The sequence below is a fragment of the Paenibacillus ottowii genome (assembly GCF_050516475.1).
Classification (GTDB): domain Bacteria; phylum Bacillota; class Bacilli; order Paenibacillales; family Paenibacillaceae; genus Paenibacillus; species Paenibacillus ottowii.
On sequence record NZ_CP191577.1, the window covers coordinates 5,003,046 to 5,017,781 of the forward strand.

Sequence of the window (14,736 nt, forward strand, 5' to 3'; positions counted from 1 at the left end):
AAAGTATATGTTGAACTTCGATTTTTTAAAGTACAAACAGTTATTCACTAGCTTTGCCAATGCCTGTTATGAAGCGGAAAAGGCGATGCAAGTTAGCCCAGCCACGGTTGCGATTTTATCGCGCCGTGCGCTCGAGCTTGCGGTGAAATGGGTCTATCAGTTTGATAACGATGTGAGAATACCCTATCAAGATAACCTCTCAAGCTTGATTCATAATCGTCACTTTTTGGGCATCATTGATGAAGAACTGTTGCCGATGATGAAATATGTGGTGAAGCTTGGAAATGCAGCTGTACATACGAATGTGGCAATTACTCGTGATGAAGCGGTGTTGTCTTTACATAATTTACATCAGTTTGTGGCATGGATTGATTATTGTTACGCCGAGGAACATACCGCATCTACGTTTGATGAAGCGTTATTGTATGATGCAGTATACAAGCGAGAGCGTCCAGAGGAACTAAGTGATTTATATGACAAGCTAAGTGCTAAGGATCAGTCACTTGAAGAGCTTCGCAAGCAGAATGAAGAACTCCGGGCACAACTAACGGCTAATCGTGTAGATTCACAACGAGATTACAATTTTGATGTCGATACGATTTTAGAGTTTGAGACGCGTAAACGCTATATCGATTTAGACTTAAAGTTAGCTGGATGGGAAATTGGCAAAAACGTTGAGATAGAATATCCGGTAACAGGTATGCCAAATGCAAAAGGCGAAGGTTACGTGGATTATGTGTTACGCGGTACAAACGGTAAAATTTTAGCTGTTGTTGAAGCAAAACGTGCTTCACGTGATCCCAAAGAAGGGCGCAACCAAGCAAAACTGTATGCAGATTGTGTAGAGCAGGTGCAGGGGATACGACCTGTCATCTTTTATACAAACGGCTTTGAAACGCATATTTGGCATGATCACTATGCAGCACGTAAAGTGTCAGGCTTCTATACACAAGATGAGCTACAATTGTTAATCGACCGTCGTCAAATCAAGCAGCCTTTAACGAATATTGAAATAGATGATGATATTACGAACCGATATTATCAAAAAGAAGCGATTCTAGCGATTTGTAATACGTTCAGTAACAACCAACGAAAAGGCTTACTCGTAATGGCAACAGGCAGTGGTAAAACACGTACAGCGATCTCATTAGTCGATGTGTTAACGAAAAAATATTGGGTAAAAAATGTACTGTTTCTTGCGGATCGTACATCTCTAGTGAAGCAAGCTTTTCGTAACTTCAACACACTGCTTCCGAACTTATCATTAAGCAATATGCTTGAAAAAAATTCGAACCCTGAAGCTGCTCGTATGGTGTTCTCGACATATCCAACGATGATGAATGCGATTGATGAAGTGAAGCGTAAGGACGGCAACCGTTTATTTACGATAGGGCATTTCGATTTAATTATTATTGACGAATCACACCGTTCAATCTATCAGAAGTATAAAAGCATTTTCGATTATTTCGATGGGATGCTTGTCGGTTTAACCGCAACGCCAAAGGATGAACTTGATAAAAATACGTACACGATTTTTGATTTAGAAAACGGTGTACCGACCTTTGCCTATGAATTAGCGACGGCTGTAGAGGATGGCTACTTAGTTGATTATCGCACGCGAGAAACCACGTTGAAAATTTTAGATGATGGTATTCGTTATGATGATTTATCCGAGGACGAAAAAGAAGAATTTGAAGAGATTTTTGAAGATGAACCGCAAGTAAGGGATATTGATAGCTCAGCCATTAATCATTTTGTATTTAACAAGAACACAATCGATCACGTGTTAAATGACTTAATGGAATATGGCTTGAAGGTTGAAGGTGGAGACAAGTTAGGAAAGACTATTATTTTCGCCAAAAACCACAAGCATGCGATGGCCATTAAAGAACGCTTCGATTTGAAATTCCCTGAAAACGATGGTGATTTTGCCGAGGTAATCGACTATAGTGTGGAATATTATCAGACGCTTATTGATGACTTCTCAACCCCGGACAAGATGCCACAAATTGCGATTTCGGTTGATATGCTAGATACGGGAATTGATGTGCCGGATGTATTAAACTTAGTCTTCTTCAAAAAGGTGCGCTCAAAAACGAAGTTCTGGCAGATGGTCGGTCGCGGAACACGTCTCCGTAAAGACTTATTTGGACCAGGATTGGATAAGGGCTACTTCTTAATATTTGATTATTTAAGAAATTTTGAATATTTCCGTGTGAATGAAAAAGGTGAAGAGGCCAAAATAACTCAAACATTAACGGAAAGGCTATTTAACACAAAGGTTGACATTGTACGTGAATTACAATCGCTTCAATATCAAGAGGCACCGTTTATATCTTATCGCGAACAGCTATTGAAGGAAATCGTATCGGACGTTCGAGCATTAAATGATGGGAACTTCCGAGTGCGTCAATACTTACAATATGTGCACAAGTATCAAAATGAGGAGAGCTGGCAAGCGTTATCGGTGGTACAGACCAATGAAGTGAAAGAAAAAATTTCTCCGTTAATTGCACCGATTGAAGATGATGAGCTGGCCAAACGCTTCGACCTGTTGATGCTGACAATTGAACTAGCGAGCTTGCAGTCAAATAATGCTACAAAGTCTATTCGCCGGGTTATTGATACTGCAGAAGCACTTTCAAAACTAGGTACAATTCCACAAGTATTAGCACAAAAAGATGTGATTGATGACGTACGAACGATGGAATTCTGGGAAGAGGTTTCGCTTACTGATCTAGAAAGGGTTCGTGTTGCACTACGTGATTTAATTCGCTATATTGAACGTTCAAACCAGAAAATTTATTACACTGATTTCAAGGATGAAGTGATGACTGTTGCAGAAAATACGTCGATTTATAATGTGAATGACTTACAAAGCTATCGTAAAAAGGTAGAGCATTACTTAAAAGAGCATCAACATGAGGATACATTAGCGATTTATAAGCTGCGTAACAACAAACCATTAACGAAGCAAGATGTAGAATACTTAGAGCAAATTTTGTGGAGTGAACTTGGTTCCAAAGAACAGTACGAAAAAGACTATGGGGATACCCCTGTCACAAAGCTTGTTCGTAAAATTGTCGGTCTTGACCGCCAAGCTGCTGTTAAAGCATTTTCAACGTTTATTTCTGAACAGATTTTAAACTTACAACAAACGCAATTTGTTGAGTTGATCATTGATTACATCGTTAAGAATGGCACATTAGAACGCCAAGTATTGCAGCAAGATCCGTTTAGTTCAGTAGGTGGGATTATGGTTGTGTTCAAGGACCAGCTTCCAAAAGCTCGTGGAATTTTAGATATCATCGATCATATTAATCGTAATGCGGAGGATATATCTTGAGGGCTATTTACAAAGTCTTTTTGCATACCAGGTGAATCCTTGCTTATATGATGACGCCAATTATAGTTCATATTTAGGGCATAACTGTAATAGGGCGTGGTGTCAGGAATACTTTAGCGGGATTATGCGGTACATAATCCTATGTTAAAATTAATAAGTACAATATCTTTTAAAAAATCACATTTCTATATATAAATCCATTGGACAAGGAGTACATTGACTAACTGCGCACGATGATCAGACTTGATTGCACCACAAGTTAATTATAATCGGCGCAGGCGCATCAGGACTCATGGGCGCCGTTACTGCGCGGGATTTAGGTATTGATACCGCCATTCTGGAGGGGAACGACCGGATTGGGAAGAAAATCTCCATGACAGGCGACGGTCGTTGTAATATTACGAACGATTCCACTGCGATGGGTAAGGATGACGAAGCGGTAGCCTTATCGCGCAAGTATTACAGCAGTCAGGCTGAATTTACGCTGCCTGTGTTGCAACAATTCGGCATCGGTCTTTCTTTCATGTGCTCGGGCTGCCGCTTACTAAATTGAAAGAGGGTTTAATGTACCCGATGTCACCGTATCAGCAGATCATCCGCGATTTAAAATTACATGTCGAACGGAAACAGAGGAGCAGGTGGTTTATACTAGCGAATATCTGTTTCTTTGTACGGGCGGTCTTACCGGCCAGAATGCGGGGACGGATGGGTCTGGGTATACAATTGCCCAACGAATGGGGCATTCTTTGGTGGAGCCTGTTCCGGCCCTCGTACAATTGAAAGTGAAATATATATATCAGAAGGCACTATGCGGCATCAAACTCCAAGGACGAGCCGACATCCTCGTGAACGGCAAAGTCGCCCGCAGTGAAACAGGCGAAATACACTACACTGATTATGGCTTCTCCGGTCCAACGATCCTACAGCTTAGCGGAAGGCAGCCGTTCATCTCGCGAAAGGGGACACCGTTACCCTATCCATCGATTTGATGCCGAACCGCACGGAGGAAGAGGTTATCGAATTTCTGGAGACGAACTGGGGGACGTTCGCGCACCGAACGGTCGCGGAGTCCTTCGTCGGTTTTCTACACAAGAAAATTGTCTCCGTCCTGCTGAAGGAGGCGAAGATTGATCAAGAGCCTGGGCCTGGAGCTCCGGTTATTCCGCCGCGAAGGCACTTACTGATCAACTTGGCAGGCATAGTGTATAAAGATGGATAGTTGTTTGGCTCTCACACAGGAAACACGCATCGGCGAATTGTGGTTTTGAACAGCCACGGTTCGCCTCCATTGTTAAAAACCCTGTACGTGATTTCAACATCAAAGCGGTTAATATCCTTTGATGGCTGAATAACTACACGGTCAACGTATTCTTGAAGAACTTGCTTCTTTTCGTCTTCATCGGCGGAAAGGGTGAGTTCTTTTTGTTTTCAACGGGCCGGGCGAAAAAGGCCTTTTCAATGCAGTTTTACAAGATGTCTTCTTTCAGGAAAGGTTAAAGGCGAAGGGGGATCAAACTAGTATTTATGTTTTGTCCACCAAGTAGCACGAATAGCCATAATGGTAATTGAAGGAGGAAGGTCGTCCATACCATTTATATCTCTCTGTCATAGATTATATTATCTCATATATAAAGGAGTTGATAAAAAATGGCACAAATTCTAGCTTATAACGTAAGTGAGCCAACACGGGTTACGGATGGTGCAGCGATTCCGATTCCACTTACTCCGGCGGGTGTAGGAATTGCCCAATTCAACTTGGTAATTCCGAGCGTCCCTAACTTTGTAGAGCTGAAAGCGGTGGTAGGTATTCGCGGAGATCTTAATACGGGCAGTGTTTTATTCCGGATTTTCCGTGATGGGCAAGTTATTTCCTATTCGCGAGAAGGCTTTGAATCCGCCGACTCTGAACAATTTTATTTGGTTCCCATACAAATGGTCGATCCTAATGTAACACCGGGTGCCCACTCCTATACACTGTCTGTTGAGAATTTAACGGCTGGTACAACCGCAACGGTTATCGGTCCGATTGTTTTCAGCGGGTTGGCAGTATCTCCTTAATCTAGGCAAGAGCTATCTAGGAAAACGGAAATCTCCGTTTCCTAGACAGCTCTTTTTAGAGTGTATGAAATCTGGCTCTTTTAACTACCATCCGCTTACAATCTGAATGAAAGCACAACATAATAGCTGATTGCGATGTAAGTATTGGATACAATAGCCATGATGGAGAAGTATTACAGTGGCATAAGCCAAAGTAGTCTATTGTTTTATCGCCCATAATCGATCGCCCTAGCTTACATCTCCTTTAGCCTTGGCATATTCTACATACAGTTTTTTTAAGAGTGTAAGTTCGCCCCCATTTAAAAAAACGGCTCATTGAGCGGGTTTTCGCTTTTTATCGGGTCGATTGCGGACTAAGTGTAACTTAAACCTCACAAACTTTGATTATTCAAACCAATTGATAAAATCATTTTTATTATAGAGACAGCCTTTCCAAGTCATAATACCTGCTTTCATTCTGAGCAAGGAAGGATTCAATCCGATCCATAGTACATTCCTATCATCCGTCTTCTCCATATTAATTTCAGAAATATACATTGAAAATAACGCATGCTATGGTTCTTTCTGTAAACAAACTCTCGATTCTGGCCGATACATACATAAGATGGGTTATTGTTAAATATGCCCTTTTGCTTTTATATTTTGAATTAATACTTATCTTTTTTAAGAAGAAGGGACTAACCCTATGAATTATATGGACGAGCATATTGTAAGTCTCAAAAATAAGCTTAATTATGATGTTGCATCTAATAACGAAAATACGATCCTTTCCCAAACTGCTATATCCGATCAAGATCAATCCGTTTTCGGGGGAAATCAGGCGTTGCGGTTAGGTGATGAGCTCATTACGCTTGAATTGAGGGTTATTTTGGACGGACAAATGCAGGTAAGCGTGCCGAAATCTTTTAGTTTGATGCCACTGGAGCAGGCCAAATTTAAGTATCCTTCGGAATATCGTCCAGAGGCCATTTACACCTCAGAGGATGGGACGGTGAATATTACTTTTAGTCGGACAGAATCATTTTTGGCGGACGAGGAACTTCCTGATTTTGTGGAGCAAATGGCGGACACTTTGCGAGCTGTACAACCTATTCGTAACTGGTTGGGCACTCAAGTGATCGTAAATCATTCCGGTCTGTCCATTGGGGTGATCCGTTTTGTTGCTGCAGGCGTGGATACAAATTTGTACAACGAAATCTTGCTGTTCAACCATGCAGGACAGGTGATGATGGGAACGTTTAACTGTATGGAATCGGACATGGAGGTATGGCTGCCTGTAGCGGAAAACACAGTACATTCGCTCCATGCAGTTTCATTGCTTTTACATCCTACGCTTGAGAGAGGAGCGGATTCGCTATGAGTCTGGGCTACGACAATATCCAAATCCATCCCTACGAGTTGGTTGAGCTGGAGCAGCTTACCCTCACGAAGAAAATCAACGAGCATACTCGGCTCTATTTTACAGGGATCATCCCGGAAGACATGCAGGACAGCTATGTGGAAACGACGGAAAAGAACACGATTATTGAGGTAAGCCAGCAGAATGAATCGGGTGAAAGTAAGCCTCTATTCAGCGGGATTGCGCTATCGGTCGAAGTGAAGGTTGTGCGGGATGTGTACTATCTGGAGGTAGAGGCCATTTCCCATACGTATCGGATGGATATCCAGCAACGCACACGTTCTTTTCAATATACCAAAATGACAATTCCTCAGATGCTGGAGCAGATTGGTAAGGATTATGAGGGGTTGGATGTGATTGATGGAGCGACCGGTGGAGAGCCTATTGGACGGATTGCCATCCAGTATCAGGAGACGGATTGGGCTTTTTTAAGACGCATGGCTTCCCGCTATCATACGAGCCTGATGCCTGTGTCCCGTTTTGACAGTCCCAAATTTTATTTCGGCATTGAGGACAGCCCTGCACAGGCCGTGTTGGATCATACTCGTTATACGGTACGCAAGCAGATGCTGCCTTTCCGCTACTTTCAGGAAAATGAGCAGGCAAAGGTGAACGAAAATGATTTTATTTTTTATGAGGTGGAGACAGACGAGGTACTGGATTTGGGCGCTCAGTTGACCTTTCAGGGACACAGTTTGTATGTCATTGAGGCTTATACGGAAATGAGACAGGGGCTGTTGCGGCATCAATATGTGCTTGCCTCGTACAAAGGCTTACGGCAGAAAGGTTACTATCAGGAAAAGCTGGCGGGCGCTTCGTTAGGCGGAGTGGTCGTGGATGTGCGTCAGGATCAGGTGCGTATCCATCTGGATTGCGACGAGAAGCAGGCGGTCGATCAAGCGCATTGGTTCAATTATTCGACGGTGTATAGCGGCGGAGGGCATACAGGTTGGTATGTGATGCCGGAAAAAGGGGATCCGGTTTCACTCTATTTTCCGGGCAGCCGTGAAGAAGATGGGGTAGCAGGCAGTGCAGTCCGACGTGCAGAGAGAGGAAGCGGGCATAACAAGTTTTCCAATCCGCAGATGAAAATATGGCGAACACCTCATGGAAAAGAAATTCGTTTGGGACCGGATGAACTGGTCGTGACGGGGAAAGACGGCGCTATTTTTATCAAGCTGGACGACAAGGAAGGCATTCATATTGTGAGCAATAAACAGGTAAGTATCTCGGCGGGAGGTAATCTGAGCCTGTCGGCAGGGAAAACGATGAATTTGTCCGCAGGCAGCGAGCTGCGTATGGATTGCAATGGCAGTCATATTCAATTGAGTGGGTCAGCGGACATGAAGGGCAGTGAAGTGAAGTCGAATTAGGCTATAGGGCAGCGGATGATTGGCGCCAGCCTGAAGATATGAATTTATAGAGAGCTTTAGGTGGTGATTGAGTACAAATGGAGAAGCCTATTGACGAGTTAGAACCGCAATGGCGAGCTATATTGAATCAGGCGTGGTTTCTCATTCGCAGAGACTGGGCATTGAAGTTCAAGGTGGCGCAGGAGCAACGGATTCAAGCCTGTATCGAAGAGTTTCGGGGCTATTGCCGGCACATTCGACAAGAGCAGCTGCAAGGAAGAAAAGGAAGCATTGGTTATATCACGTACTCTATGCTACGTACTACGTGGCTGGAAGAGCGACCTGCTTATCTCGTAGAGGTTTCCGATGCTTTATGGATGCTTGATCCGCAGCCGATCCGTTTTGAATGGAACACAAGCTGGGCATATTCCTACTGGACCGATTTGCAGCGACAATTGCGAAGGGAGGTAGAGAAGCAGCAAGTTTCTCTATCAGAGCTTGAATGGGAGCAGGTTATGTTGGAAGCAGCGGTACACATTCATGCGCTTGTTGTGAATGTGGTGCGCTCGGCAATGAAACAGGCGGTGTACTTATCGGAATTTCAAGAGCTGGAGCGAGAAGAGACATTCGAGATTCGTGTAGGCGAATATATGGATCATAGTGTATCGGTATATCGAGAAGATCGCAGAGTCATGGAGGCGAATGAGATTCGGTCGTGGTTGGAGGAAAAAGAGGAACATGCGTACAGCTATCAGGCTTTGACTCAAGTTCATTTATCGGATGGGGATTATAGCCTGTTGGATTTTCGTTATACAGCTTTTCGCCGAATCAGGATGGAGCATAGCCGTCTACATGGCTGTGTTCTGGTAGGAACAGTGTGGCAGGAAAGTGAGTTAAATGGAATTGATTTGACATACAGTTTGCTTCATGGAGCCAATTTTAGCGGATGCTCGATGAAAGGGGCCATATTGGATGTCGTTATGGGTAACGCTGGATATGGATCAGACGCTTCATTGGATTGGGAGCCATTGGGTTTTTCTAGTGTAGATTTCACAGGGGCGAGCTTGCAAGGAGCCCGTTTTCATGATGCACAGTTGCGAGGGGCCATTTTTCAAGAGGCGTTACTACAAAAAGCGTCCTTGGACGGTGCAGATCTAACCGATGCCTGCTTTGTTGGAGCAAATGTGACAGGGGCATCCTTTAAAGGGACTTGTTTGATCGGAGCTAATTTTACAGGTGCCAATGTACAAGGAGTCATTTTTACCGATGAACAGCGCAGAGAAGCTATTGGTTTGGAGTGGTCTACGCAGGTGAGGAATATTGGTAGCAAAAGGGAGTGGCTGCATTGAGATATTTTCGACTGATGATAGACGAACGGGTAAAACATCGGGTGGAGCCTGCTGCGCTATCTCCTTTGCAAGTAGAAGAAATCCTGAGGGAAGCTGAGGGAGAGCAACAGCAGGATGATCCGCTTTTTTTGGCTGTACATACCGATCCACGAACAGTATACCCGGATTTTCTGGAATTTCCCTTACCCTTGGTGTCCGACCGGTTGAAAGTATTATTGGAGAAATATATGCCAGGACTGAAATGGAAAGCGGCCATCCTTACTGATTTCCAGCAGGCTAGACAGGAGGTATACTGGGTGCTTCGTCCGCCGCTGGTAGACTGTTTGTCCGCACAAACGGAATGGTACCCCAGTGGTACATTGAAGCATTTGATACTAAGACAGGGGGAGATAGAGCCCCCTGTTTTTCGGATTGAGGGACTGATCGAACCTCATATCTATATCCATTTGGCTGTGGCAGAGAGCCTGCTGCGCCGATCTTTTACAGGCATTCGAGTGCAAAGAGTCGAGATGGAAGCACTAAGGAGGATGGAGTAAGTGGAAGAAGCCCAAGTGAAACCGGGAACGGGTGCAAAAAAAGGCTATGTCGTGGCAGGAGCGATCTTGAGTTGTAGTTATGGCACACAACCTACCCGTTTGAAAAGACCTTTTAGCCATGGCGTCTACGTAAAAAACAAAGCACAAATGAACATTGGAGATTATGTTCCAGGAGTGAACATTCAGTCTTTTGGGAATTGCTCCAGTCCTTTAAATCCGGCCGTACAGGCCAGTGAAATGGTGGACATCTATGGCGTGAAGAAAGCTCCGTGTGTTCCAGTCCTGACCATGCCGTGGTTGAACGGGAAAAGTGATGTAAAGATCGAAGGACAGCCCGCCTTGACACAAAACTGTACTCATCAGTGTCTGTATTGTGGTCATATTCAAATTGAAAATGATGGACAGGAGCTGGATTAAGGGTCTGTTTTAAAGCTGCTAGTTTCCGGAATTGCTTTCGGGTCGTGTATACATTTAAACTGAAGGTTGCTTCGCATCTGTATCAGAATGGATATCTAGATGAGGAGGCTATCTTATAGAGGAAGTTAAATGCTTAAAAAGGGGCTAATAGTAAGATGGAACAAAACAGCAAATTGGACTATCTAAAAAAATATTCTAAGAAAAGAAATGGATCTGTAAAGCTGATAAGTGATAGTGACCTACATGATTTGGATATACTTACGCAAGAATGGTATAAAATATTTGAAGAAAAGAGTACTGAAAATAGAATTAAACTTATTCTTCACCGATGGGAGCAGTATGTTGGAAGTGAATTGAGAAATACAATCTCATATTTGAAAGAGTATTTGGAACATGTTGAGCTTATTGAAGTTAATGAGCGAATATCTGTGTTGTATACGGTAAAAGATAACTCAGGTCAAGTTGCTTATTATGAAGGAAGATTACCTCAAACAGAAAACGTAAATAACGAATTAAAAAAAGCATGGGACAAACTTCCGGTATCTGTTCGTTCTTTTTATGAAAATGTACACAATGGATTTTATTGCTATGCTAGTGGATCAATGGGGTTAGTGTGCTTGGAAGAAGTATCCTTTCTAGGCGATGATAATTTTGAATGGAGTATTATTGAAGACCTAGATGAACCCTTGCAAATTAATTTAAATACTTCATTTGGATTTTTCAGTAATGGAATGGGCACATATGTTGCGATAGATTATAATAATTGTGAAAATGATAATGCTACTTTGTGGTCGGCAAAAGACGAGCCAGAATACAATCTTAATTTTTGGGATGTAGTCGATGAATGGATCTTAATAGGGCTTGAAGGATAATAGGGGATCACCTTTTCTAAATTGCTGACGATGAGAACTTGAAATGTCATAAAGCAGTTGTTACAGAGCATCCTCTGTGGCAGCTGCTTTTTTTTCTATGTAAGCAACCAAAGAAAGAATCATTTTTAATAAAGGGTTGACAAGAACAAAAAAATATTATATCTTTATATCAAGATAAATAAATTAAAGATAAAACAACAGCAAATTATGAATAGGGAGGTATACACATGATTGCGATTTTAGAAAGAATTAACCAGCTTGCAAACAAAGCAAAAGATGTCGGGTTAACTGAAAATGAAAAAACGGAACAAATGGATCTTCGCAAAGAATACCTTCAAACCTTTCGGGGATCTGTAGAAAGCATTCTCTTGAATGCTACGATTTACGATCCAAATGGAGATGATGTGACTCCTGAAAAACTTAGAAGAGAGCAGGCCAAAATTGTTAAGCCATGATTTTAATTTTGTCCGATATCTTAAATTTAAAAATCTCTAAATGATAAATATAATATGGGGAGTGATTTTATGTTGGCGAGTGGATTGTTGTTAATACGTTTGGTGGTTGGATTGTTATTTGTGGGGCACGGGGCTCAGAAGCTTTTTGGCTGGTTTGGCGGCTATGGTCCAAAAGGTACTGGCGGTTGGATGGAATCCATCGGAATCAAGCCCGGGGTATTGATGGCTGTGGCTGCTGGGTTGATGGAATTGCTGGGAGGGGCTCTATTTACTGTAGGACTGCTCACTCCACTGGCTGCATTGTTGATTACGATGACGATGCTTGGAGCGATTGTCAAAGTACATGGTCAAAACGGAATCTGGGCAACCGCTAATGGATATGAATATCCGCTGGTCCTTATTGCTGTCGTAATCGGGATTGCGTTGACAGGAGCAGGTTCATATTCCATCGATGCAATACTTCATTAATACATGAACTTAGGCCATTAAAAATGACCAATGACGAAATATAAGATTTCTACAATTAAAAGGAGGGTTTCATATGTCACTTCAAACGACAGGTATCCATCATATTACAGCTTTTGCCGGTAATCCGCAGAAAAATGTCGATTTCTATGCAGGTATTCTTGGGCTTCGGTTAGTGAAGAAAACCATCAACTTCGACGCCCCTGAGGTTTACCACTTGTACTTTGGTAACGAGGCAGGAAGCCCCGGAACGATCATTACTTTTTTCCCTGCACCAGGAACTCCCAAAGGGCGCATCGGAGGTGGTCAGGTGGGCATAACCTCGTATGTGGTACCGCCAGGTTCGCTTGATTTTTGGCAGCATCGTTTGCAAAGCTTTGATATTCAAGTGACGAAAACAAGCCGTTTTAATGAACAGTATCTTCAATTCGAGGATAATGAAGGCCTGCGTCTTGAACTTGTTGAACGTGCAGAGGGAGCGAACAGTACTTGGTCTTACAGTGGTATTTCGGCCGATAAAGCAATTAAGGGCTTCGGAGGCGCCGTGCTGTTTAGCACCAACCCACAGAAAACGATGGATGCATTGGAGAGCATACTCGGATTTACGAAGATCGATGAAGACGCCGAATATGCTCGTTATCAGTCCGCTGGAGAAATCGGCAACATTGTGGATGTTCCGCTCGTCAAAATGGGCTTAGGCTTCGGTGGAGCAGGCACGGTACATCACATTGCATGGCGCGCAAAAAATTTCGAGCAACATGAAGAGTGGAGAAGCGCAGTTCAGCATTATGGCTATCAGCCAACTCCAATCATCGACCGCCAATATTTTAATGCGATATATTTCAGAGAAGCGGGCGGCATACTGTTCGAAATTGCTACTGATCCACCGGGATTTGCTAACGATGAGCCTGCTGAATCTTTGGGGCAGAAATTAATGCTGCCAGAGTGGTATGAACCACAGCGGGCTCAGATCGAGGCAAACCTGCATCCTATTGAAGTGAGAACATTAACAGATAAACAAAAGTAAACGAAATAAAACGAAATAGCTGCTGTTTTGCATCCAGATGAAGTCACGTAAATCCACAATCTCATTCGATTGTGGATTTTTCATTGGATGGATTGCCACCTGAAAAATTGGAATCCCTCGCGATTAACTTATTTATGATTTGACTACTAATTTACGGAATAATCTACCAGACAAAATCCGCTTCCAGGTATGTGTCTCGTGATCTTCCATCCTTTTGTTATTCCACCAACCTTTCAGACTTTACCAGCATTTCTCGTAACACGTGGGCGACTCGGCTTTTCCGGTTTTCTGCTTTCTTTTTTATCACTCGTAATGATTGTTGGTATGCTGGGGTATTATTGTGATAATAAAACTGCTTGGCTGCCATGCGTAATGTCCTTCTCAACAACATGGCCGATGAACGTGTTAACCTGGAACGGAGTCCCCTGCGCAATACTCGCAGCGTATTTTTGTAGGTCTCAAAATCCTCGGATGGAGGGATTAGAGCGAATAAATTTAACGAGGAGTCATGGAACCCGTAAGTTTCATACATGATTCTCAAATTTTCCGTATTTAAAACGTTACCTCTGAGATGGGTTGGATGTTCCTGATGATACCCGACCACCTCTTTGATGCAATAAAAGGGGATTTTCAAGCGATGCAGCCTATAGCCAAGATCCCAGTCTTCGAGTCCATATAACACGAATCGTTCATTAAAACCTCCAATACGAATCAAGTGGCTGCGTCTGATGACCACACAACGAGTAACCAGCAGCATCCAGGGCGCTACGTCCGTGGAGGCAAATTGTTTTTGAGTACTGGGGGGAACCCTTGTGGGGCTAATGACTTTAGACAGTGCACCTGTTTGATGAAGGATATCCTCAGGGGTGATGATCGGAGTAATTTCATGCGCTGTTTCAAAGCCGGGATTCCATAAGCCTGATTGTGTAAGTATGCTCCGGCAATGTTCTTTTTCTTCCACAGAAAAGTCAGGGTGATAATGGGTAAATGCATCGTCCCACGAGTGAGGAATGCCTGAAAGCACAGATTTGGGATACTTGCGGTGATAACGGCTCACGGTTTTAATGAAATGAGGCAGCACCAAGAAATCAGCATCACAGAAAATAATGTACATTCCTTTGGCACGGCGCATTCCCAAATTTCGCACGGCAGATCGACCGCGCTGTTCCGGGTGTGACACATAAGTAAGAGGATAGGATGCTTTGAAGCCTTCGACCATTTCTTTCGTTCCATCTGTAGAACCATCATCAGCTACAATGACTTCGAATAGTTGCTTCGGATAAGTCTGTGTTTCAAATGAAGTGAGTGTGAGCAGCAATTGCTGAGCTCGATTATAGGTTGGAATGATGACGCTATAGCGGATAGCCAATGTGATCTCCCCCCCACCATTTTTATTAGAACACGTTTGAACAAGATAAATAATAACAATGTATTCAAGGATTTTAGCCTGGTCTAGTCAA

Annotated in this window: 15 protein-coding genes; 14 read left to right on the forward strand and 1 reads right to left on the reverse strand. The window is 43.1% G+C overall.

What is annotated here, in order from left to right; all coding sequences use genetic code 11:
• Positions 1–7 precede the first annotated feature (7 nt).
• The 14 genes from ACQQ6X_RS23315 to ACQQ6X_RS23380 all read left to right on the forward strand — a co-directional run bounded on the left by ACQQ6X_RS23315 (position 8) and on the right by ACQQ6X_RS23380 (position 13,276).
• The gene (locus tag ACQQ6X_RS23315) at positions 8–3,346 is read left to right on the forward strand and encodes a DEAD/DEAH box helicase family protein (protein WP_305167239.1); all 3,339 of its coding nucleotides are present in this window, start codon (positions 8–10) and stop codon (positions 3,344–3,346) included.
• 247 nt (positions 3,347–3,593) lie between these two features.
• Complete coding sequence (locus tag ACQQ6X_RS23320; protein ID WP_305167240.1) at positions 3,594–3,899, forward strand: NAD(P)/FAD-dependent oxidoreductase; 306 nt, start codon at positions 3,594–3,596, stop codon at positions 3,897–3,899.
• A gap of 85 nt (positions 3,900–3,984) precedes the next feature.
• Positions 3,985–4,335 (forward strand): NAD(P)/FAD-dependent oxidoreductase, encoded by a 351-nt coding sequence (locus ACQQ6X_RS23325; protein ID WP_305167241.1) that lies wholly within the window; start codon positions 3,985–3,987, stop codon positions 4,333–4,335.
• Complete coding sequence (locus ACQQ6X_RS23330; RefSeq protein WP_305167242.1) at positions 4,335–4,565, forward strand: hypothetical protein; 231 nt, start codon at positions 4,335–4,337, stop codon at positions 4,563–4,565. Before ACQQ6X_RS23325 ends, ACQQ6X_RS23330 begins: the two co-directional genes overlap by 1 nt.
• A 428-nt stretch (positions 4,566–4,993) precedes the next feature.
• The gene (locus ACQQ6X_RS23335; protein ID WP_305167243.1) at positions 4,994–5,404 is read left to right on the forward strand and encodes an exosporium protein C; all 411 of its coding nucleotides are present in this window, start codon (positions 4,994–4,996) and stop codon (positions 5,402–5,404) included.
• Between the two features lie 685 nt (positions 5,405–6,089).
• Positions 6,090–6,764 carry a hypothetical protein gene (locus ACQQ6X_RS23340; RefSeq protein WP_305167244.1) on the forward strand — a complete coding sequence of 225 codons (675 nt, stop codon included), beginning with the start codon at positions 6,090–6,092 and terminating at the stop codon, positions 6,762–6,764.
• Positions 6,761–8,176: a contractile injection system protein, VgrG/Pvc8 family gene (locus ACQQ6X_RS23345; protein ID WP_305167245.1), complete on the forward strand. Its 1,416-nt coding sequence runs from the start codon at positions 6,761–6,763 to the stop codon at positions 8,174–8,176. The genes ACQQ6X_RS23340 and ACQQ6X_RS23345 overlap by 4 nt, the downstream gene beginning before the upstream one ends.
• 77 nt (positions 8,177–8,253) lie before the next feature.
• Positions 8,254–9,504 (forward strand): pentapeptide repeat-containing protein, encoded by a 1,251-nt coding sequence (locus ACQQ6X_RS23350; RefSeq protein WP_305167246.1) that lies wholly within the window; start codon positions 8,254–8,256, stop codon positions 9,502–9,504.
• A gap of 14 nt (positions 9,505–9,518) precedes the next feature.
• Complete coding sequence (locus ACQQ6X_RS23355; protein WP_305167370.1) at positions 9,519–10,040, forward strand: hypothetical protein; 522 nt, start codon at positions 9,519–9,521, stop codon at positions 10,038–10,040.
• Positions 10,041–10,457 (forward strand): DUF4280 domain-containing protein, encoded by a 417-nt coding sequence (locus ACQQ6X_RS23360; RefSeq protein WP_305167247.1) that lies wholly within the window; start codon positions 10,041–10,043, stop codon positions 10,455–10,457.
• 155 nt (positions 10,458–10,612) lie between these two features.
• The gene (locus tag ACQQ6X_RS23365) at positions 10,613–11,329 is read left to right on the forward strand and encodes an SMI1/KNR4 family protein (protein ID WP_305167248.1); all 717 of its coding nucleotides are present in this window, start codon (positions 10,613–10,615) and stop codon (positions 11,327–11,329) included.
• A 227-nt stretch (positions 11,330–11,556) separates the two neighbouring features.
• Complete coding sequence (locus tag ACQQ6X_RS23370; RefSeq protein ID WP_305167249.1) at positions 11,557–11,784, forward strand: DUF896 domain-containing protein; 228 nt, start codon at positions 11,557–11,559, stop codon at positions 11,782–11,784.
• Between the two features lie 69 nt (positions 11,785–11,853).
• Positions 11,854–12,252 (forward strand): DoxX family protein, encoded by a 399-nt coding sequence (locus ACQQ6X_RS23375; RefSeq protein ID WP_305167250.1) that lies wholly within the window; start codon positions 11,854–11,856, stop codon positions 12,250–12,252.
• 73 nt (positions 12,253–12,325) lie between these two features.
• Complete coding sequence (locus ACQQ6X_RS23380; RefSeq protein WP_305167251.1) at positions 12,326–13,276, forward strand: ring-cleaving dioxygenase; 951 nt, start codon at positions 12,326–12,328, stop codon at positions 13,274–13,276.
• A 217-nt stretch (positions 13,277–13,493) separates the two neighbouring features.
• Here ACQQ6X_RS23380 and ACQQ6X_RS23385 read toward each other — a convergent pair whose 3' ends face one another.
• Positions 13,494–14,645: a glycosyltransferase gene (locus ACQQ6X_RS23385; RefSeq protein WP_305167252.1), complete on the reverse strand. Its 1,152-nt coding sequence runs from the start codon at positions 14,643–14,645 to the stop codon at positions 13,494–13,496.
• Between the last annotated feature and the right edge of the window lie 91 nt (positions 14,646–14,736).